The sequence below is a fragment of the Ruegeria sp. YTSA168 genome, assembly GCF_059610045.1.
Genome location: NZ_JBXWMW010000001.1, coordinates 21,864 through 41,756, shown reverse-complemented (window position 1 = coordinate 41,756; position 19,893 = coordinate 21,864). Strand labels below are relative to the sequence as shown.

At 57.1% G+C, this 19,893-nt stretch carries 17 protein-coding genes; 7 read left to right on the top strand and 10 right to left on the bottom strand.

Features of this window, described 5'->3' with window-relative positions:
• Positions 1–176: 176 nt before the first annotated feature.
• Together AC2FFE_RS00195 and bmt are read left to right on the top strand one after the other, a co-directional pair.
• Positions 177–497, top strand: a complete 321-nt coding sequence (locus tag AC2FFE_RS00195; RefSeq protein WP_480549341.1) for a DUF1476 domain-containing protein — start codon at positions 177–179, stop codon at positions 495–497.
• Positions 498–621: 124 nt separating this feature from the next.
• Positions 622–1,635 (top strand): betaine--homocysteine S-methyltransferase, encoded by a 1,014-nt coding sequence (gene bmt / locus AC2FFE_RS00190; protein ID WP_496845552.1) that lies wholly within the window; start codon positions 622–624, stop codon positions 1,633–1,635.
• Between the two features lie 6 nt (positions 1,636–1,641).
• Here the strand turns inward: bmt and AC2FFE_RS00185 are convergent, their stop codons facing one another.
• From AC2FFE_RS00185 to AC2FFE_RS00140, 10 genes are all read right to left on the bottom strand, one after another.
• Positions 1,642–2,418: an enoyl-CoA hydratase-related protein gene (locus tag AC2FFE_RS00185; protein WP_496845551.1), complete on the bottom strand. Its 777-nt coding sequence runs from the start codon at positions 2,416–2,418 to the stop codon at positions 1,642–1,644.
• Positions 2,419–2,491: 73 nt separating this feature from the next.
• Positions 2,492–2,947, bottom strand: a complete 456-nt coding sequence (locus AC2FFE_RS00180) for a cytochrome c-type biogenesis protein (protein ID WP_496818337.1) — start codon at positions 2,945–2,947, stop codon at positions 2,492–2,494.
• Positions 2,944–4,908, bottom strand: a complete 1,965-nt coding sequence (locus tag AC2FFE_RS00175) for a heme lyase CcmF/NrfE family subunit (RefSeq protein WP_496818336.1) — start codon at positions 4,906–4,908, stop codon at positions 2,944–2,946. Before AC2FFE_RS00175 ends, AC2FFE_RS00180 begins: the two co-directional genes overlap by 4 nt.
• Before the next feature lie 75 nt (positions 4,909–4,983).
• The gene (locus AC2FFE_RS00170) at positions 4,984–5,562 is read right to left on the bottom strand and encodes a holin family protein (protein WP_496845550.1); all 579 of its coding nucleotides are present in this window, start codon (positions 5,560–5,562) and stop codon (positions 4,984–4,986) included.
• Positions 5,553–6,164 carry a holin-associated N-acetylmuramidase gene (locus AC2FFE_RS00165; protein ID WP_496845549.1) on the bottom strand — a complete coding sequence of 204 codons (612 nt, stop codon included), beginning with the start codon at positions 6,162–6,164 and terminating at the stop codon, positions 5,553–5,555. Before AC2FFE_RS00165 ends, AC2FFE_RS00170 begins: the two co-directional genes overlap by 10 nt.
• A gap of 151 nt (positions 6,165–6,315) precedes the next feature.
• The gene (gene ccmE, locus AC2FFE_RS00160; protein ID WP_496845548.1) at positions 6,316–6,762 is read right to left on the bottom strand and encodes a cytochrome c maturation protein CcmE; all 447 of its coding nucleotides are present in this window, start codon (positions 6,760–6,762) and stop codon (positions 6,316–6,318) included.
• A gap of 7 nt (positions 6,763–6,769) precedes the next feature.
• Positions 6,770–7,798: an N-acetyl-gamma-glutamyl-phosphate reductase gene (gene argC, locus AC2FFE_RS00155; protein WP_496845547.1), complete on the bottom strand. Its 1,029-nt coding sequence runs from the start codon at positions 7,796–7,798 to the stop codon at positions 6,770–6,772.
• Positions 7,799–7,892: 94 nt separating this feature from the next.
• Positions 7,893–8,702: a glutamate racemase gene (locus AC2FFE_RS00150; protein ID WP_496818331.1), complete on the bottom strand. Its 810-nt coding sequence runs from the start codon at positions 8,700–8,702 to the stop codon at positions 7,893–7,895.
• A gap of 8 nt (positions 8,703–8,710) precedes the next feature.
• Entirely contained in the window at positions 8,711–9,589 is an 879-nt protein-coding gene (locus AC2FFE_RS00145; RefSeq protein WP_496845546.1) for a lysophospholipid acyltransferase family protein, read from the bottom strand.
• Positions 9,590–9,667: 78 nt separating this feature from the next.
• Positions 9,668–13,087 carry an indolepyruvate ferredoxin oxidoreductase family protein gene (locus AC2FFE_RS00140; protein ID WP_496845545.1) on the bottom strand — a complete coding sequence of 1,140 codons (3,420 nt, stop codon included), beginning with the start codon at positions 13,085–13,087 and terminating at the stop codon, positions 9,668–9,670.
• 169 nt (positions 13,088–13,256) lie between these two features.
• On the opposite strand from AC2FFE_RS00140, the gene AC2FFE_RS00135 reads away from it, so the two are divergent.
• From AC2FFE_RS00135 to grxD, 5 genes are all read left to right on the top strand, one after another.
• A complete protein-coding gene (locus tag AC2FFE_RS00135) occupies positions 13,257–14,165 on the top strand; it encodes a LysR family transcriptional regulator (protein ID WP_496818328.1) in 909 nt (302 codons plus the stop codon).
• 278 nt (positions 14,166–14,443) lie between these two features.
• Positions 14,444–16,699 carry a mechanosensitive ion channel family protein gene (locus AC2FFE_RS00130; RefSeq protein ID WP_496818327.1) on the top strand — a complete coding sequence of 752 codons (2,256 nt, stop codon included), beginning with the start codon at positions 14,444–14,446 and terminating at the stop codon, positions 16,697–16,699.
• A 179-nt stretch (positions 16,700–16,878) separates the two neighbouring features.
• Positions 16,879–19,038, top strand: coding sequence for a phosphoribosylformylglycinamidine synthase subunit PurL (gene purL, locus AC2FFE_RS00125; RefSeq protein WP_496818326.1), 2,160 nt, complete (start codon positions 16,879–16,881; stop codon positions 19,036–19,038).
• 73 nt (positions 19,039–19,111) lie between these two features.
• Entirely contained in the window at positions 19,112–19,348 is a 237-nt protein-coding gene (locus AC2FFE_RS00120) for a BolA/IbaG family iron-sulfur metabolism protein (protein ID WP_480827379.1), read from the top strand.
• Positions 19,349–19,530: 182 nt separating this feature from the next.
• Complete coding sequence (gene grxD, locus AC2FFE_RS00115; RefSeq protein ID WP_496818325.1) at positions 19,531–19,893, top strand: Grx4 family monothiol glutaredoxin; 363 nt, start codon at positions 19,531–19,533, stop codon at positions 19,891–19,893.

Genomic DNA, 19,893 nt, shown 5'->3' with positions numbered 1-19,893 from the left:
TCCAGTCTGAGCAGTGGGAATGAGTCCCGCCGGTTGGCGCCCTCATAGTCCATGCCCCCCTTCCCCGCAAGTTTGCAAGGCAGCGAGACTTTGACACAGCGCAAATCCCTTGCACCCGTGCTGCCGTATGGTCATATCATCATCAGAGTAATCGCAACCCAAGAGGTCCCTGTCTCATGACCACCTTTGACGAACGTGAAAATGCGTTTGAAACGAAATTTGCGCATGACGAAAAAATGCAATTCATCGCCCGTATGCGCCGCAACCGGTTCATGGCTGTCTGGGCCTCGACCCTGAAGGGCGAAACCGTAGAACAGGCGCGCAAATACGGTCAGGAACTGGTCCAAACCGACCTGAAGCACGTCAACGAAGATGACGTCGTCAATGCAGTCAAAAGCTACTTGGGCGATCTTGCCGATGAAGCCAAAATTCGTGCGAAGATGGCGGAACTTCTGGTCGAAGCCAAAGAACAGGTGATGGCCGAGGCCGACATCTAAGTCTCTTTGCAGCGCCACTCATGATCTTCATGAGTATTATGAATTTGATTTGACGCCCCGGTCATGTGACACGGGGCGTCTGTTATTCACAATGGCGCTTTGCGCCAGTTTTCGGGCTTTTTTCATGACAAATGCGCTGACTGACCTGCTGAACACCGCTGATGTAATTCTGGCCGACGGTGCGACGGGGACCAACCTGTTCAACATGGGGCTGCAATCGGGTGATGCGCCTGAACTGTGGAATGTGGATTCGCCTGACAAGATCCGGGCTTTGTATCAGGGCTGGGTCGATGCTGGCAGCGATCTGTTCCTGACCAACACATTCGGCGGAACAGCAGCGCGTTTGAAACTGCATGATGCGCAGAACCGCGTGACCGAGCTGAACCGGATCGGGGCCGAGCTTGGCCGCGAAGTGGCCGATGCGTCCGGGCGCACCGTTATTGTGGCCGGTTCTGTCGGGCCCACGGGCGAGATCATGGAGCCGGTCGGCAGCCTGTCGCACAGCGACGCGGTCGAGATGTTCCACGAACAGGCCGCCGCATTGAAAGAAGGCGGCGCAGACGTCCTGTGGGTCGAGACCATCAGCGCCCCCGAAGAGTTCCGCGCCGCGGCCGAGGCGTTTGCTCTGGCCGACATGCCATGGTGCGGCACCATGAGCTTTGATACCGCCGGTCGCACGATGATGGGCGTAACCTCGGCCGATCTGGCACAACTGGTCGAAACTTTTGAGAACCCGCCACTGGCCTTTGGTGCCAATTGCGGCACCGGCTCATCGGATATCATGCGTACCGTTCTGGGCTTTGTCGCACAGGGCACACAACGCCCGCTGGTGTCGAAAGGCAATGCAGGCATCCCGAAATATGTCGATGGCAGCATCAAGTATGACGGAACGCCCGATCTGATGGCCCAATACGCCGTCATGGCGCGGGATGCAGGTGCGAAGATCATCGGTGGTTGCTGTGGCACAATGCCTGCCCATGTCGAGAAAATGCGCGAGGCGTTGGACACAACCGCACGGGCCGAGCGCCCAACGCTGGATCAGATCGCTGATGCGTTGGGGCCATTTTCGTCGGCCTCCGACGGCACCGGAGAAGACACAGCCCCGGAACGGCGCACGCGTCGGCGCCGCCGGGCCTGATCGCGCTCAGCGCCCCTCGAACTTGGCGGGGCGCTTTTCCAGAAAGGCTACGACACCTTCGGCAAAGTCACGCGAGCGCCCGCAGTCTCCCTGAAGGCTCGCCTCGGTCTTCAACTGCTGCGTCAGCGTGTTTTCATAGGTGCCGCGCAGCGCCGTTTTTATGGCTGCAAATCCAGCCGTTGGGCCATTTGCCAGATACTCGGCGCGCTTGCGCCAATGCGCGGCGAAATCGTCATCGGCGACCGCTTCCCAGATCAGGCCCCAATCATCGGCCTGACGGGCACTGATCTTTTCAGCAAAAAGCGCTGCGCCCATCGCCTTGGACAAACCCATCTGGCGCGGCATGAACCAAGTGCCACCGGCATCCGGCAACAGCCCGATCCGGGCAAAGGCCTGCAGGAAATAGGCGCTTTCGGTTGCGATCACCACATCGGCGCATAAGGCCAGGTTCGCCCCTGCCCCCGCAGCCGCGCCGTTCACTGCCGCAATGGTCGGCACCGGGCAATCGTGGATCGAGTCGAGCATCGGCTCATATTCGTCGCGCAAGGACCGTTCCAAGTCGATCTTTCCGGTTGATGAGGCGTCGCCCAGATCCTGTCCCGAGCAAAAAGCCAGTCCAGCCCCGGTCAGCACCACGCAGCGCGCATTGCGAGCGGCCTCTTTCATCGCATGTGTAATCTCGGCCCGCATCTGCGTGGTCAGTGCGTTCATTTTGTCCGGGCGGTTGAATGTCAGAACAGCCAGACCGTCCGTGATATCCAACAGGATCGTTTCGTAGTTCATATAAAGTCTCTCCTCACGCCAGATTTTGCGAAACCTGAACTATTCACATCGCAAGGGAAAGTAGAACCGAACGTCAGTCGCTGAGAATCTTGTTAAGCCGCTCTTTTTCCTCATCGCTGAGGGTATCGCTGACCTCGGAGGCATGGGCTTTCGAGCGGTTGCGCACAAAGTTCCAACCCATGCCTGCCGCGATCAGCAGCATGATCGGGCCGGCAAGCCACAACATCAGGTTCGAACCCGAAAGCCGTGGGCGAAGAAGCACATATTCGCCATAGCGGTCGACGATGAAGGCCATCGCTTCTTCGTCGCTATCCCCGGCAACCAGCCGTTCGCGCACCAAAAGGCGTAGATCGCGGGCAAGGTCTGCATTGCTTTCATCAATGCTTTCGTTCCGGCACACCAGACACCGCAATTCGGCGCTCAGATCACGCGCCCGCTGCTCAAGTACCGGATCGTCCAGGACTTCGTCAGGCTGCACAGCATATGCCGGGGCGGCCAACAGCATCATGATCAGGATCAGGCGTTTCATTCCGCCGGCACCCCGGCCGCTGGCGTTTTACGCGCGCCGGCAGCGACACGGAAACGGCGATCGCACAGGCTGAGAACACCTCCCAGCGCCATCATGATACATCCTGCCCAAATCCAATTGGCGAACGGTTTGATATAGGTCCGCACGACCCAGCCCCCATCGGCCTGTTGATCCCCGATCACCACATAGAGGTCCCGAAGAATGCGATAGTCAATCGCGGCTTCGGTCGTGGGCATACGTGCGACGGGATAGTCCCGCTTTTCAGGATGCAGCATCCCCAATGACCGCCCGTTTGTCTCGACTGAAACATCAGCGGTGGTCGAGAAATAGTTCGGCCCTTGTACACGCCGCACATCTTCCAACGTCAAAGTAAACTGTCCAACCTCAAAGGGTGCTCCGGGCTGAGCAACACGGATGTCTTCAACCTCCCACGCGGTCAGACCGGCAATCGCAAAGATCGTGACACCCAAGCCGGTATGGGCAACGGCCTTGCCCCAATCCGCACCGGGCAGACGGAACAGCCGTCTGAAGCTGCCTTTGCGGCCAGTTCGGCTCCAAAGATCAAGGATCGCGCCGCAGGTAATCCAGACCCCAAGAAATAGCCCGACCGGCCCCAGCGCACTGCGCCCCGTCTGCATGGCCCAAACCAAAAGCGCCACGGCCAGCGCCAGCAGAAACGCATAGCGCAACGACCAGGCGGTTTTCCCAAGCTTGCCGCGCTTCCAAGGCAGCAGTGACCCGATCGGCAGAACCAGACCCAGCAGAACCATGAATGGCGTGAAGGCAAAGTTGAAGAAGGGCGGCCCGACCGAAAGTGTCCGGTCAAACATCATCTCGGCCACCATCGGCCACATCGTTCCCACGAAGACGACAAAACAGCTGACTGCCAGCAGGACATTGTTCACCACCAGTGCGCTTTCGCGACTGACAACGCCAAACACACCCTTGGCTTCCATCGTCTGAGCGCGGGCCGCAAACAAGGTCAGTGCGCCGCCAATAAAGAAGACAAGGATCATCAGGATGAACACGCCCCGCTCTGGGTCAGTGGCAAAGGCGTGTACCGAGGTCAAAAGACCCGAACGTACAATGAATGTCCCGATCAGCGAAAAGCCGAAGGCGATGATCGCCAAAAGGATGGTCCAGCTTTTCAACGCCTCACGCTTTTCAACAACGATGGCCGAATGCAGCAATGCGGCTGCAAGCAACCACGGCATGAACGAAGCGTTTTCGACCGGGTCCCAGAACCAGAACCCGCCCCAGCCAAGCTCGTAATAGGCCCACCAGGACCCAAGTGCGATGCCGATGGTCAGAAACACCCAGGCTGCCAGTGTCCAGGGCCGCACCCACCGGCCCCAGGCTGCATCGACACGGCCTTCGATCAACGCTGCAACGGCAAAGCTGAACGCCATGCTCAGGCCCACATATCCCAGATACAGGAACGGCGGGTGAAACGCCAAGCCGGGATCCTGCAGCAGCGGATTTAGATCGCGCCCATCGAACGGCGCCACGGCCAACCTGTCAAACGGGTTCGACGTGAAGAGAATAAAGGCAAAAAACGCCACGGCGACAGCCGATTGCACCGCCAGAACCCGCGCTTTCAAGGTTGGTGGAAGCCCTCCGCCAAACAGCGCGGCCATGGCGCCGAATAAGGTCACGATCAGAACCCATAACAGCATCGAGCCTTCGTGATTGCCCCAGGTCCCGCTGATCTTGTAGATCATCGGTTTCGCCGAATGGCTGTTTTCCACCACGATCCGAAGCGAGAAGTCCGACGTCGTAAACGCCCAGACCAGCGCACCGAAAGACAACGCCGTCAGCAAAAACTGCGAAATCGCCGCAGGTTCGGCGAAGACCATCCAACCGGTCCAGCGTTTTGCTGCCCCGATCAGGGGCACCACGCTTTGCACGATCGCGATCATAAAAGCGAGGATGAGGGCGAAGTGACCGAGCTCTGTAATCATGCTTCGGGATATATCCCTCAAGCAGGCGGTTCGCCAATCACTTTCGCCTATTTCTTCTGCACATAGTGTCGCGGCTCAGGCGCGCTGCAGTCGCTGCCATTCGGTCAATGCCGGATTGTCATCCGCTTGTGTGACCTCGATCTGCAAACCCGCATCCGGGCCCGGATCGGCGATACCTGGGCTGTCACTACGCATCTGCGCCAGACTACGCAAATTGGCCAGCACCTTGGGCGCTCGTATCATCGTATCAGAAATCTCGCGCTGTAACTCCTGCGCCTTGGCCTGATGACGCGCGCCGAAGTAAAATGAAACGATCACACCCAATAGCCACCATAGCGGTTCCGGCACCAGCGCAATGCCCTGCATTCGGGCCGCAAACCATAAGGGATCGATCATCGCAGCCACGAACAAGCCCAACGTCCCCAAAGCCAGCGCCGGGCGGGGCAAACGGTTCAAACCATCCATGAACCGGTCAAACGCGCCCTTGCGCGGCACCTGAAACTCGGCCCCGAATTGCGCCATCGCCTGGCTTTGAACCGTCAATGCCCGCTGCGCACCCTCTTCGGCGTTTTCCCGAAAAACCTCGGCCGTTTCACGCACAACATTTCGCCCGCCACCAAACAGAAAACCCAGGATGCCCGATATCAGCCCCATGCCGCGACCCTCTTTTGAAACTGCGCCGCGCTCAGGTGGTATTTTGGCGACAAAAATTCCTCGGCCCGTTTGATCCAGCCCCCTTTGCCACCCGCACGGCTGCGCGCATATTTGCGCGAGGCGGGTCTGCGATCTGCCAAACGAAAGTAATAGTTCCGCCGCGCCACCCCATAGGCATCGCGCAAGGCAACCTCACCCGGTATCGCTGCCTGCGCACAGGCGCGCATCGTCTGCGGCCCGATGACACCGTCCACTGCAACGTCAAACCTCATCTCGCGCAACAAACGCTGCAGGATCTTCACGGCCTGGCTGCCCGCATTGACATACATGTCAAAAACCGATGCGTGCAGTACGGCAGGTAATGCTGAAATCCGAGGTTTTTCAAAGTAATGCCGTACAAAGATGTCAATCGCTTGCTGCTTGCTGAGCGCGCGCACATCACCTGTGTCAATCTGACCGTCACCTGTCAGATCAAGCCCCAGTCGTCGCATGGTGTGAATGGTCACACCAAAATTCGTCGCGCCACCGAGATCATCCGGATCATCCACAAATCCGCCTTCCCGCGCCACAATCTCTGTCGCTATCTCCAGAACCGTCTGCATGTCGTCCCCTGAATGCTCTGTCAGGTGAAACGGTCCGGCAGTAAACTTAATATCCCCAAACGACACAGGGCGCTACCCGCCCGCTACGCGCAACACCCTTTGTTCTTCTGTTCAAAAATACCTCCGCCGGAGGCACGCAGCAGCGCTGCGTTCAGCTGTCACTGGGATCTTGATAAACGCCTTGTTCTTTCAGCGCGTCCATCACCTCTTTCGGCATATAGGTCTCGTCATGTTTGGCAAGGATTTCAGTCGCTTCGAACACACCGTTCACATAGCGACCCGTACCAACCATCCCCTGGTTTTCCGAGAACAGATCGGGCAAAACCCCTGTGAACGCCACCGGCACGCTTTCGCCACCATCGGTGACGATAAACCGTACAGTCTCGCCCTGCCCCCGCAGGATCGAGCCTTCCTCGACCAGACCACCAATCCGGAAAACTTCCGTAGGTTCCGGCGGCTCGGCGATCACATCGCTGGGGGAACGGAAAAAATTGATTCCGTCCTGCAAGGCCCATCCAATCAACGCCGTTGAGGCGAACAAGGCCACCACCGCGACCAGAATGACCTGTATCCGACGACGTTTCTTGAGCGATTTCATACCGTCCTCACGGGAAAAGCGGGGCCATCATCAGGCCTTTGGTTTCGTCCTCACCTAACATCAGATTGGCGTTCTGCAAGGCCTGGCCACTGCTACCTTTTGTCAGGTTATCCAGTGCCGCAACAACAATCGCGCGCCGCTCGATCCGATCCGCAACCACACCTATGTGGCAGAAATTCGAGCCGCGCACATGGTGGGTCGATGGCGCCTCGCCCATTGACAGCACTTCGACAAAGGGTTCATCGGCGTAGGCCTTGACCAATGTCTCATAGACGCTCTGCGGATCGCCCTTCACATAGGTGGTCGCCAGAATCCCCCGGTTGGCCGGGATCAGATGGGGCGTAAACTGTATGTGCACCGTCCGGCCAGCAAGCTTCGAAAACTCCTGATCGAACTCGCCCAGATGCCGATGCGTTCCCCCGACAGCATAGGCATTTGTGCCCTCGCTCAGCTCAGCATGCAAAAGGTTTTCTTTCAGCGCCCGCCCTGCCCCGGACACTGCGCATTTCAAGTCCAGAATGATATCATCCAGATCGATCACTTCGGCGGCGATCAGCGGCCGCAGCACATATTGGCCGGTTGCCGCATTGCAACCGGTGCCAGCGACCAGTCGCGCGGCGCGGATATCGTCTCTGTAGAACTCGGTCAGGCCATAGACAGCCTCTTCCTGCTGTTCCAACGCACTGTGAGGGTTGCTGTACCATTTCTCGTACTCATTCGGGTCCTGCAGCCGAAAATCTGCAGACAGATCGATAATCTTTAAGTCCTTCGGCAGATCCCGGATTACCTCCTGGCTGGTTTTATGCGGCAACGCACAAAAACACAGATCGATCTGAGAAAAATCGATCTCCGAGATTTTACAAAGATCCGGCAAGTCCATATGGCGCAGATGCGGGAACACTTGCGCCATAGACAATCCTGCCTTGCGCTCGGCTGCCAGGGCAACGATGTCCATATTCGGGTGCTCGGAGATCAGCCGCACCAGTTCAGCGCCCGTGTAACCGGAAGCGCCCAGAATTGCGATTTTGTGGGTCATATCAGACCTCTTCTTTACATGTGTCACAGGATGTGACCGCCGATGTGACGGTCTTTATTCTCAGAATATCGTAAAGGATACGCCTTGACCTAAGTCAGGCTGCCTCGAACTTGATTTGTCGTCGGAGGAACTGTGTCGCGCGGTCACTAACAAACCCTGGCTTGCCCGTGGTCAGAAACCCGCTGCCGCCCTTGCCCAGCATATTGGGGTGGCGCTGCAGATAGTCCGCCAGACTTTCGGCAACCAGGTCGCCCTGGCTGAACACCTGTACGTCCGGGCCCAATGCGGCCTGAAAAGCCTCGGCCATTAGGGGATAATGTGTACACCCCAGAATGGCGGCCTGAGGCTCTGGCATCTTGCGTTTGAGCGCATCCACATGGCTGCGCACCAGTGCTTCGGCCAGGATCATATCGCCATCTTCGATGGCATCGACCACACCGCCGCAGGCCTGTGCTTCGACATCGACACCAATCGCCCGGAACGCCAGTTCCCGCTGAAACGCACGGCTGGACACGGTCGCAGGCGTGGCAAATAGCGCCACATGCTTAACCGCCACTTCACGCGGGGGTGAATTGTCGCCCCATTGCCGTTCGGTCAGGGCTTCGATCAAGGGCACAAAGACGCCCAGAACGCGCTTGCCCTCGGGCACACCGGCCTCCTGCATCCGCCGCAGCGCCGCCGCACTTGCGGTGTTGCAGGCCAGAATCACAAGATTGCAGCCGCGATCCCACAGGTCGTGCACGGCCTTACGGGTCAGCTGATAGATATCGTCGGGATCGCGCACGCCATAAGGCGCATGCGCACTGTCCGCATAATACAGGAAATCAACGTCCGGCAGGTGTTTCTGCGCGGCGTTCAGGACGGTCAGACCACCCAAACCGGAATCAAAGATGCCTACTGCCATTTGCCCCTTCAGGCGCGATGCCGTTCCTCGAATTCATAGCCGTAGTCATAAGACTTCAACGGCTTCGGAGACAGCTCATACGTGGCTTTGCGCAGGAAATCCATCATCTTGCGCGTATCCTTGCCCAACGGGTCCAGAACGTCACGCCCGATGGGCTCGCCAATCACCACTTTGACAGGAGTATCCACACGTTTTTTGAACTCTTTGATCAGCAGACCCATGCGCAAAGTGTTGTGCAAATGGCTGGCGATCTGGAACATGCGCGAAGTGTGGCCGTCAAAGAATACCGGCACCACGGTGGCATTTGATTTGGCCACCATCCGCGCGGTGAACCCACGCCAGCCCGGATCCATCGGATAGGCAAACGGGTTGACCGCCGTGCTCACCGTACCCCCCGGAAAAATGCCAATCGCCCCGCCATCGCTGAGATAGTTCAGCGCGGTTTTACGGGTTTCAAGGTTTAGCTTCATCGCCTCTTTCGTCTCGTCGAACGAGATCGGCAGGATGATGCGATTCAGCTCTTCCGCCTTACGGAAAACCCGATGCGCTAGGATGCGAAAATCTCCACGCATCTCGGACAGCATGTGCCCCATCATCAACCCGTCCAGGATGCCATAGGGATGGTTGGCAATCAGGATCAGCGGACCGTCTTTAGGGATGTTCGACAACGCTCCACCAACGACATCCAAGGTCAGACCGTAGCGTTCAACCATGACGGCCCAAAAGTCACGCCCGCTGGCCACGTCTTTTTCGTACCCATCCGCACGTTTGATCAGACGGATCCGACCAGTTGTGTTTTCCATAAGCTTGATGACCATTCGGCCACCCTTGGTTTCGGCAGAATGGGCATAGGAAATGTCACGAACGACATGGCGGCGCGAGGGCATTTACGGACTCCGTTGTTTCGCCTGCATTATAAATTAAGCGACACTTTTGCCTAGCTCTTGTGACAGATTTGTGACGCCTCATTCCGCCGCAGCGCGCAATTCTGGACCTCCGCTGCGGATGATTGCCAGCAATTCTTCGCGCCTTTTTGCGGCTTTGGCCTCATTTTCCAGCAAAACGGGGCCGAAACCACGGATGTCCAGCGGTAAACGCGCCAAGGCTGCGATGGCGTCGTGCGTGTCCAGCGATAAAAGAGGCAGAACCTGTTTCATGTCACTTTCATATTGCTTGATCAGCGCACGCTCCATCCGGCGTTCAGAGGTATAGCCAAAGATATCCAGCGGCGTGCCGCGCAGCGTTTTCATTCGGGCCAACAATTTCAATGGCCCCATCATCCATTCGCCAAAGGCACGTTTGCGGGGTCTGCCATTGCCATCCGTCCCGCCCAGGATTGGAGGAGCCAGGTGGAAGGTCATTTTGAAATCGCCATCAAACTCTGCCGTGGCCTTGTCACGACTGCTCAGCAGCAACCGCGCGACCTCATATTCATCCTTATAGGACAACAGCTTATGATAGCCTTTTGCCACGGATTCACGCACCGTTTCATCCTGAATGTCGTCGACCAGCTTGCGGTAGCGTTTGGCCAGATGCGCTGATTGATAGTCAGTCAGGTGCTGGGTTCTGAAATCGATCATTTGATCCAGCGTCTTTGGCATCTCAGCAACAGAGGGTGACAGGATGGATTGAACATCGACTGGGAACAGAACCGCCCAACGGCCGATATCAAAGGCGCGTTTGTTCCGTTCGACCGCTGTGCCATTCAGCTCGATCGCAGCCATAATGGCCGAATGGCTAACCGGCAAGATGCCCCGCTGCCAAGCGGCCCCGAATACCATCATGTTTGAGTAGATCGAATCCCCCATAACGGTTTTTGCCAGATCGGTCGCGTCAAACAGGCTCACCCCATCCTTTAGACGTGCCTGCAACGCCAGTTCCAGCTGATCGCTGGGGATGCGGAATTCGGTATCTCGGGTGAAATCACCGGTTACAGTTTCGTGGTTGTTCACTACAGCGCCGGTTTGACCCGTCCGTGTCAAGCCCAGCGTCTTGGCCCCGGCAGAGACAACCAGATCGCCGCCAATCAGCGCGTGCGCCTCACCTGTGGCCACGCGTATTGCGCTAATATCCTCAGGTGTGTTCGCCAGACGGCAATGGATGTGGACCGCGCCGCCTTTCTGGGCAAGACCGGCCATCTCCATCATACCAGCCCCTTTGCCGTCGATCTGTGCGGCCTGAGCAAGGATAGCCCCCAGCGTGACAACCCCGGTGCCTCCGACGCCAGTGATAACAACGTTATGGGTCCCGTTGATTTCGGGCAGCTTCGGCATTGGCAGATCGGGTAGATCAAGCTGCTTCGTGGCTTCTTTTCGGATTTTCGCACCTTCCAGCGTCACGAATGACGGGCAGAACCCGTTCAGGCACGAGAAGTCCTTATTACAGCTGGATTGGTCAATCGCACGTTTGCGGCCAAGTTCGGTCTCTTTCGGCACGATTGAGACGCAGTTGGATTGCACCCCGCAATCGCCGCAGCCCTCGCAGATATCGGTGTTGATAAACACACGTTTGTCCGGATCCGGAAACTCGCCCCGCTTCCGCCGGCGACGTTTCTCGGCAGCACAGGTCTGCACATAGACGATGACCGAGACACCCTCGATCTCGCGGAACCGGTCCTGAACCTTCATCAACTCTGCGCGTTCAAAGCTTTCCACGCCCGCAGGCAGAGCGCCCAAATTCACGTCTTCCTTTTCGTCATAGACCAGCGCGACATGCTGAACGCCCATGGCCTTGACCTCGGCCACGATCCGTTCGGCGGTCAGATCGCCTTCGTTCCCCTGCCCGCCGGTCATGGCGACTGCATCATTGTAGAGGATTTTGAACGTCATATTCGTACCCGCCGACAGAGCCGCGCGGATCGCCTGGACGCCCGAATGGTTATACGTCCCATCGCCCAGGTTCTGGAACACGTGTTTGGTGGTTGAAAACGGGGCTTCGCCGATCCAGTTCGCGCCCTCACCCCCCATCTGGGTGAAACCGGTCGTCTGACGGTCCATCCACTGCACCATGTAGTGACAACCAATGCCTGCATAAGCGCGGCTGCCCTCAGGTACTTTGGTCGAGCTGTTATGCGGACAGCCCGAACAGAAATACGGCAGGCGCGTTGCGATTTCCTGCGCATTATCAGCCCGGCGCGCCTCGGACAGTTTTGAAAGGCCTGCGCGTACACCGTCTGTGTCGCGGCCTTCTTCGATCAAGATTTCGCCCAACTTCTCTGCAATCATGATCGGATCAAGCGCATCCCGGGTCGGGAACAACTCTTCCCGATGCAACGCCCCTGCGCCGCCTTTGTACCAGCCATAGACCCGCCGACCGCGACGATCGTCAAAGATGGCCTCTTTGACCTGAACCTCGATCAGTTTTCGTTTTTCTTCAACGATCACAATCAAGTCCAGCCCCTCTGCCCAGTCATGGAAACTGGTCATGTCCAGCGGGAAGGTTTGACCGATCTTGTAGGTCGTAATGCCCAGACGTACTGCTTCGGCTTCATCGATATTCAACAGCGAAAGCGCATGGGTCAGGTCCAGCCAGTTTTTGCCTGCCGCGACAAAGCCGATCTTGGCACCGGGCTTGCCCCAAACCCGTTTGTCCAGCTTGTTGGCCCTGCAGAACATCTCTGCCGCGAAGCGTTTATAGTCGATGACACGTGCCTCTTGCAGATGGGGTGTATCGCCCAGCCGGATGTTCAACCCACCCTCGGGCATGTCAAATTCCGGGCGAACCAACCTCATCCTGTCTGGGTTGCCATCCACAACCGAGGTGACCTCAATCGTGTCTTTCATGGTCTTCAACCCGACCCAGACACCCGCAAAACGGCTAAGCGCAAAGCCATAGATGCCGTAATCCAGAATTTCCTGAACGCCCGCCGGGCTGACCACCGGCATATACATATCGACCAAAGACCATTCCGATTGGTGCAACACGGTCGAGCTTTCGCCCGTGTGGTCATCGCCCATGGCCATCAACACGCCGCCATGCTGCGCTGTACCCGCCATATTCGCGTGACGCATTACATCGCCGGACCGATCAACGCCCGGGCCCTTACCATACCAAAGGCCAAAAACCCCATCGAATTTGCCATCGCCACGCAGACCCGCCTGCTGACTGCCCCATAGCGCGGTCGCGGCCAGATCCTCGTTCAATCCGAATTGAAAGGTCACATCGCTTTTGTTCAGATACTTTTGCGCGCGCATCATCTGCTGATCGACCGCGCCTAGCGGCGAACCACGATAGCCGGTCACCAGACCCGCTGTATTTAAGCCCGCATGCCGATCGCGCGCCTTCTGCATCAACATCAGCCGCACAAGCGCCTGCGTCCCGTTCAAAAGAACAGGTGATTTCTCAAGATCAAACCGGTCATTCAGCGAAATCTGTGGCTGACTCATCAGACGTCTCCCTTCGTCAGATCAGTGTGCTTTATCTTCGCGCATATTAGGTCATAATTACTGACCTGTATAGAGTTTATCCACTGAAACCTAAGCATTTCATGGTTTGTTTGTGGAACTTGTTACCTATTTCATATAGGTCTTCCCGAGGATAACGAAAGTTGCGGCGATGGATTGGGACAAGCTTAGAATATTTCACGCAGTTGCAGACGCAGGCAGTCTGACCCATGCGGGCGACAAACTCAATTTGTCTCAATCCGCCGTAAGCCGCCAAATCCGCGCTTTGGAAGAATCACTCGACGCAACCCTGTTTCACCGCCATGCCCGCGGCCTGATCTTGACCGAACAGGGCGAGTTGCTGTTTGACGCCACCTCGGCCATGTCCAAACGTCTTGATACAGCAGCTGCCCGTATCCGCGACAGCGAAGAAGAAGTTTTTGGCGTTTTACGCGTCACCACGACCTTTGGCTTTGGCACATTGTGGCTCGCCCCGCGTCTTCCCAAGCTTTACGAGGAATATCCCGACCTGAACATCGACCTGATGTTGGAAGAACGTGTACTGGACTTGCCCATGCGCGAGGCTGACGTAGCCATTCGCATGAAAGAGCCCAGCCAGGCCGATCTGGTACGCAAGCGCCTGATGACTGTTCAGATGATGCTGTATGCAACGCAGGAATACATTGAAACACATGGCGGCATGCTGAGTTCGCTGGAGGACATCAAGGATCACCGCCTGATCTGCCAGACCCCAGCCGCCCCGCAGGTAGGCGCAAGCGCTGCAATGGTGCGTCATTTGATGACCTGCAATCCACATTCACTGCTGACTGTGAACAACTATTTCGGCGTGCTTCAGGGTGTTTTGCACAATCTCGGGATCGGCGTGCTGCCGGATTATGTCACGCAAGACTTCCCGCACTTGCTTCCTGTTCTGGCGGATATCGAAACCGCGGATGTCCCTGTCTATCTCGCCTACCCCGAGGAGTTGCGGCATTCCAAACGCGTCGCGGCCTTCCGCGACTTTGTACAGGACGAGATCATCGAACAGCGTAAACAGCTGAAAAAGATGGGTAAACTCTAGATATGCGCTGATGGCATATCGGACATGCTGAATGCACAGGGTGTTATTCCTTGAACGTTTGCAAACTGCCACCTAAATGATCTCTCGAAGGCGGTGATGCTGAAACGCTCATCATCTTCATACCTCCCTGTTGGACTACGGCCGAGCTTAGTGCTCGGCCTTTTTTTTGGTTTGACGGCATTTGCATCCCTCAAGGCGCGAATAAATCTGGGAAAACAGGCAGGTGCACCCTATGATCACAAAAAAATGATCGCATATCTAAGATCGAGGGAAAATTCATGCTTCACCCACTCCGCCTGATTTTGGCGCTGGCCTCAATCGTGTTCCTCACCCTCCCGCTTCATGCGCAGGTTCCTGGGACCCCATCAACGGATACGCCGACCAGCGTGACAATCCCAGACGACCTGACACCGGAACAGGTAGATGATATGGTTGCGCGCATGTCGGATGATCAGGTCAGGTCAATCCTGCTGGAACGTCTGGACGCGGTTGCTGAGAAAAACGCAGCCAACGCTGAAGAGCACGAAGACCCGATCACCGAGATTAACGAGATCTGGGCCGAGATGGTCGCATCTTGGACTCATGTTATTGCCACAATACCGAATTTGTTCAGCGCACAGGCGCATGCAGTCGAGAATTTTATCGAGAAGTTTGGTGGCAATGGTGCGTTACTGCTGATCGGTCTCATTGCCAGCGTTCTGGTCGTTGGATTTGTGGCTGAAAAATTGTTTGGTTTGCTCACGCGAAAATGGCAACCCAAAGCAGAGGTCGCGGATGAAAACGATCTTTGGGGCGCGGTCAGCTATCTTTTCGTCCGATTCTGCAAGGAAATCGCCGGCCTTGTCGTCTTCTATGTTGTTATTCGAGCCGCCGGCCGTGGGCTTTTGACACCCGAGCAAATAACCTACGCTGCTCCGTTCGTGTTCTATTTGATCTGGGTCCCACGTCTTGGCGCCGCGGCATCACGGTTCGTTCTTGCACCAAACAAAGCGGAATTCCGGCTGGTCAATATTGACGACCATTGGGCGAAATTCCTGCATCGCAATTTGATCGGACTATTGATCCTCGTAGGCTTCACTTTGTTCCTGCTGCATTTCAACGGCCTGAACGGCGTGACAAGCGGCGAAACACGTATCGGTTTCTGGTTGAATGCTGGCACCCACATCTACATCGGTGTGATCGCATGGAAAGCGCGCGAAGGCTTATCTCAGATGATGCTGGGTACTGACCCGGATCACACCAAGTTCGACGAGGAAGTCGCCCACTACTATCCTTACTTCGCAATCGGTGTATCGGCGGTGATTTGGCTCCTGGTGGAATTCCTTGCCGCTCAGCGCGATCCGGCGATCCGACTTATCTTGCTGCAAGGTGCTCATTTCACGACCATGTTCTGGTTGTTGATCGCTCCGGCGCTAGACACATTGATCAGGGGTTTGGTCCGCCACCTTCAGCCACCAATGCTGGGCGATGGGCCTGTAGCGGAACGAGCGTATAAATCCACCAAGCGCAGCTACATTCGGATTGGCCGTGTTGTGGCGGGAATTTTCGTGATCCTGATGATCGCGCGTGCCTGGAACCTGAACCTAAGTGAAATCGCTGGTGGCGGCGGGGAAGAAGGCAGTCGTGTCATCCAGTTCTTTATCATCATCGCTGTGGGTTACATCCTGAACGAAGGTGTCTCGCTTTGGATCAACCGCCGCCTGGCGAAAGAGATGACCGCATCCGAGCAGAGCCCGGATGAAGAGGCCGGCGAAGGCGGTGGCGCGGGTGGCTCTCGTCTGGCGACCGTTCTGCCGCTTCTGCGTGTGACAGCGCAGGTGGCGATCGCGGTCATCTTCGCGCTTCTGGCACTCGGGGCCCTGGGGCTGGATATCACGCCGCTTCTGGCCGGTGCTGGTATCCTGGGTCTCGCCATCGGTTTCGGCGCCCAGAAACTGGTTTCCGACATCGTCGGCGGCATCTTCTTTCTGGTCGATGATGCCTTCAGGGTCGGCGAATATGTGGACGTGGGCGGAACAACCGGCACGGTCGAGAAAATCTCGATCCGGTCGATGCAGCTGCGCCACCACCGCGGGCCGGTGCACACCATTCCCTATGGTGAGATTCAGAAACTGACCAATTACAGCCGCGACTGGGTCATTATGAAACTGAAATTCACCGTGCCTTTCGATACCGACCCCAACAAGGTCAAGAAGATCTTCAAAAAGATCGGTGCAGAGATGATGGAGGACGAGACCCACAAGGATGGCTTCCTGCAGCCGTTCAAGTCTCAGGGCGTTTTTGACTTTGATGATGTGGGCATGATCATCCGCGGCAAGTTCATGGCCAAGCCGGGCAAGCAGTTCACATTGCGCAAGGAAATCTTCAACCGGGTCAAGGCATCGTTCAAGGAAAACGGTATCGACTTTGCTCGCCGCGAGGTGCGCGTTGCGATCCCAGGACTGGAAGAGGTTGAAAATCTGACCGAGGAGCAAAAAGCAGCCGTTGGGGCCGCTGCGGCAGATGCGGCCAACACCGCACAGAAGCAGCCCTAAGCCGATCAAACAGCCATTGCTTTCGACCTCTGGGACCAGGGGATCTGGACGGAACCGGTTGCGATACCGGTTCCGTTTTTCTTTGGACATATTCGGGTGCGCCCACTTGGCCCTTTCCACAGGCGGCCCCTTGCCCTAAAAGGCGCCCAATCTCAGCCCATTTGGACACAGGACAGACGATGCAAGAGCCCGCCATCACACCCGATCTGATTGCTGCACACGGGCTCAAGCCCGAGGAGTATGAGATGATCCTCGACATCATCGGACGGGAACCCACCTTTACCGAGCTGGGCATCTTTTCTGCCATGTGGAATGAACACTGTTCCTACAAGTCATCCAAAAAATGGCTGCGCACCCTTCCGACCGAGGGGCCCCAAGTCATCTGTGGACCGGGCGAAAATGCTGGTGTGGTCGATATTGGTGACGGTCAGGCGGTGGTTTTCAAAATGGAAAGCCATAACCACCCGTCATACATCGAACCCTATCAAGGTGCAGCCACGGGCGTCGGCGGCATCCTGCGCGACGTCTTCACAATGGGCGCGCGCCCGATTGCCTCGATGAACGCTCTGTCCTTTGGCGAGCCCGGCCATCACAAGACCCGCCAGCTGGTCAATGGTGTGGTCGAGGGCATCGGTGGTTATGGCAACTGCTTCGGCGTCCCGTGCGTGGGCGGCGAGGTTCGGTTCCATCCAGCCTATAACGGCAACTGTCTGGTTAACGCTTTTGCAGCCGGATTGGCCGATAGCGACAAGATTTTCTACTCCGCCGCCTCGGGCGTCGGTATGCCGGTCGTCTATTTGGGCGCGAAAACCGGGCGCGATGGCGTTGGCGGCGCGACCATGGCCTCGGCCGAATTCGACGACACAATCGAAGAAAAACGCCCCACCGTTCAGGTCGGCGATCCCTTCACCGAAAAGCGCCTGATGGAAGCCACGCTGGAGCTGATGCAAACCGGTGCCGTGATCTCGATTCAGGATATGGGGGCTGCGGGCCTGACCTGTTCCGCTGTTGAGATGGGTGACAAGGGTGGTCTGGGCGTGCGTCTGGATCTGGAGAACGTCCCCCAGCGTGAAGAGAACATGACGGCGTATGAGATGATGCTGTCGGAATCGCAGGAGCGCATGCTGATGGTCCTCAAGCCCGAACTTGAGGCCGAGGCCCGCGCCGTGTTCGAAAAATGGGATCTGGATTTCGCCATCGTCGGAGAAACCATCGCCGAAGACCGCTTCCTGATTATGCATAATGGCGAGGTCAAAGCCGATCTGGTCCTGTCGAAACTCTCCTCAACCGCGCCGGAATACGACCGCCCATGGGAACCAACGCCCGAAGCAGAGGAGTTGGCAGATGTGCCCCAGATCGATCCCATCGATGGTCTGCGCGCCCTGCTCGCCTCACCGAATTATGCCGGCAAGCAATGGGTCTATGAACAATATGACACCATGGTCATGGCCGACAGCGCCCGCACGCCCGGTCTGGGGGCCGGGATGGTCCGCGTGCACGGTACCGACAAGGTTCTGGCCTTCACCAGCGACGTGACCCCACGCTATGTGCGCGCCAACCCGGTTGAGGGCGGCAAGCAAGCGGTGGCCGAAGCCTATCGCAACCTGACTGCTGTCGGGGCCAAACCGCTGGCGACCACCGACAACCTGAATTTCGGCAACCCCGAAAAACCCGAGATCATGGGCCAGCTCGTCGGTGCCATTCAAGGCATCGGTGCCGCCGTTGGCGCACTGGACGTGCCCATCGTATCAGGCAACGTCTCTCTGTATAACGAGACAGACGGTCAGGCGATCCTGCCCACGCCGACCATCGGTGCGGTTGGCCTGCTCAGCCACAGTGATGAAATCATCGGCAACGAGGTTCGTGAGGGCCATGTGGCTCTGATGATTGGTGAAACCCAGGGCCATCTGGGCCAATCCGCCCTGCTGGCCGAGGTGTTCAACCGCGAAGACGGCGACGCGCCGCATGTCGATCTGGATGCCGAAAAGCGCAATGGTGATTTCATCCGCGCCAATCGCGAGATGATCAAGGCCTGCACCGATCTCGGCGATGGAGGTCTTGCACTCGCCGCGTTCGAACTGGCCGAAGCCGTCGGTGTCGGCGTACATCTCGACGAGGCCCCGACCGAGTTCCTGTTTGGCGAAGATCAGGCGCGCTATCTGGTCGCCTGCAACTTTGATCAGGCCGAGGCGCTGATGATTGCCGCCGGTCAGGCCGGTGTGGCGCTGGTGTCGGTCGGGCGCTTTACCGGCGATACCGTGAAAATTGGCGGCTCTGAAGCGCCGTTGGCGGAGTTGACCGAAACGTTCCGTACCAGTTTCGCGGCTGCTGTCGCCTGATCCTGCGCAGCACGTCTTGCGCGGGCTCACATGCCGCTCTACATCTTGGGAAAGACCTTCAGGAGAAACCTACATGCCGATGAGCGCCCACGAAATTGAAACCCTGCTGCGCGAGAGCTTTCCGAATGCGGAAATACAGGTTGGCGGCAGCGATGGCGTTCACATGTCCGCCATGATCGTGGATGAGAGCTTTCGCGGAAAAAACCGCGTGCAGCAGCAACGCGCTGTCTACGCTGCCTTGAAAGGCAAGATGGACGGTCCAGATGGAGATCTGCACGCGCTGGCGCTGACCACAAAAGTGCCGGAGTGATCAAGTTTCTTTGGAAGGTTCTGAAATCAATGGATGGCTGGAATCCGCCCGATCCCGATGAGAAACCACCATTGGGAATGGAAGCGACTGACCTAGACCTAGTAAAGAAAACAAACGACGAAAACGCGTGGCGACAAGGATTAAACGACAGCCATAGACGCGATCTTTGAAGGAAACGCAAAATGACCGATGTTAAAACCCAGATCGACGAAACCGTCAAAGCCAATGATGTTGTGCTGTATATGAAAGGCACCAAAGAGATGCCGCAATGTGGGTTTTCGTCCCGCGTGGCCGGTGTGCTGAATTATATGGGCGTCGATTATGCGGATGTGAACGTTCTGGCCGATGAAGCGGTGCGCCAAGGCATCAAGGACTATTCCGATTGGCCGACCGTTCCTCAGCTTTATGTCAAAGGCGAATTCGTCGGTGGCTGCGATATCATCACCGAAATGACCCTGTCAGGTGAGCTGGACACACTGTTTGACGAAAACGGCGTTGACTACAACAAAGACGCCGCAGACAAAATCCGCGACGCAAACGCCTGA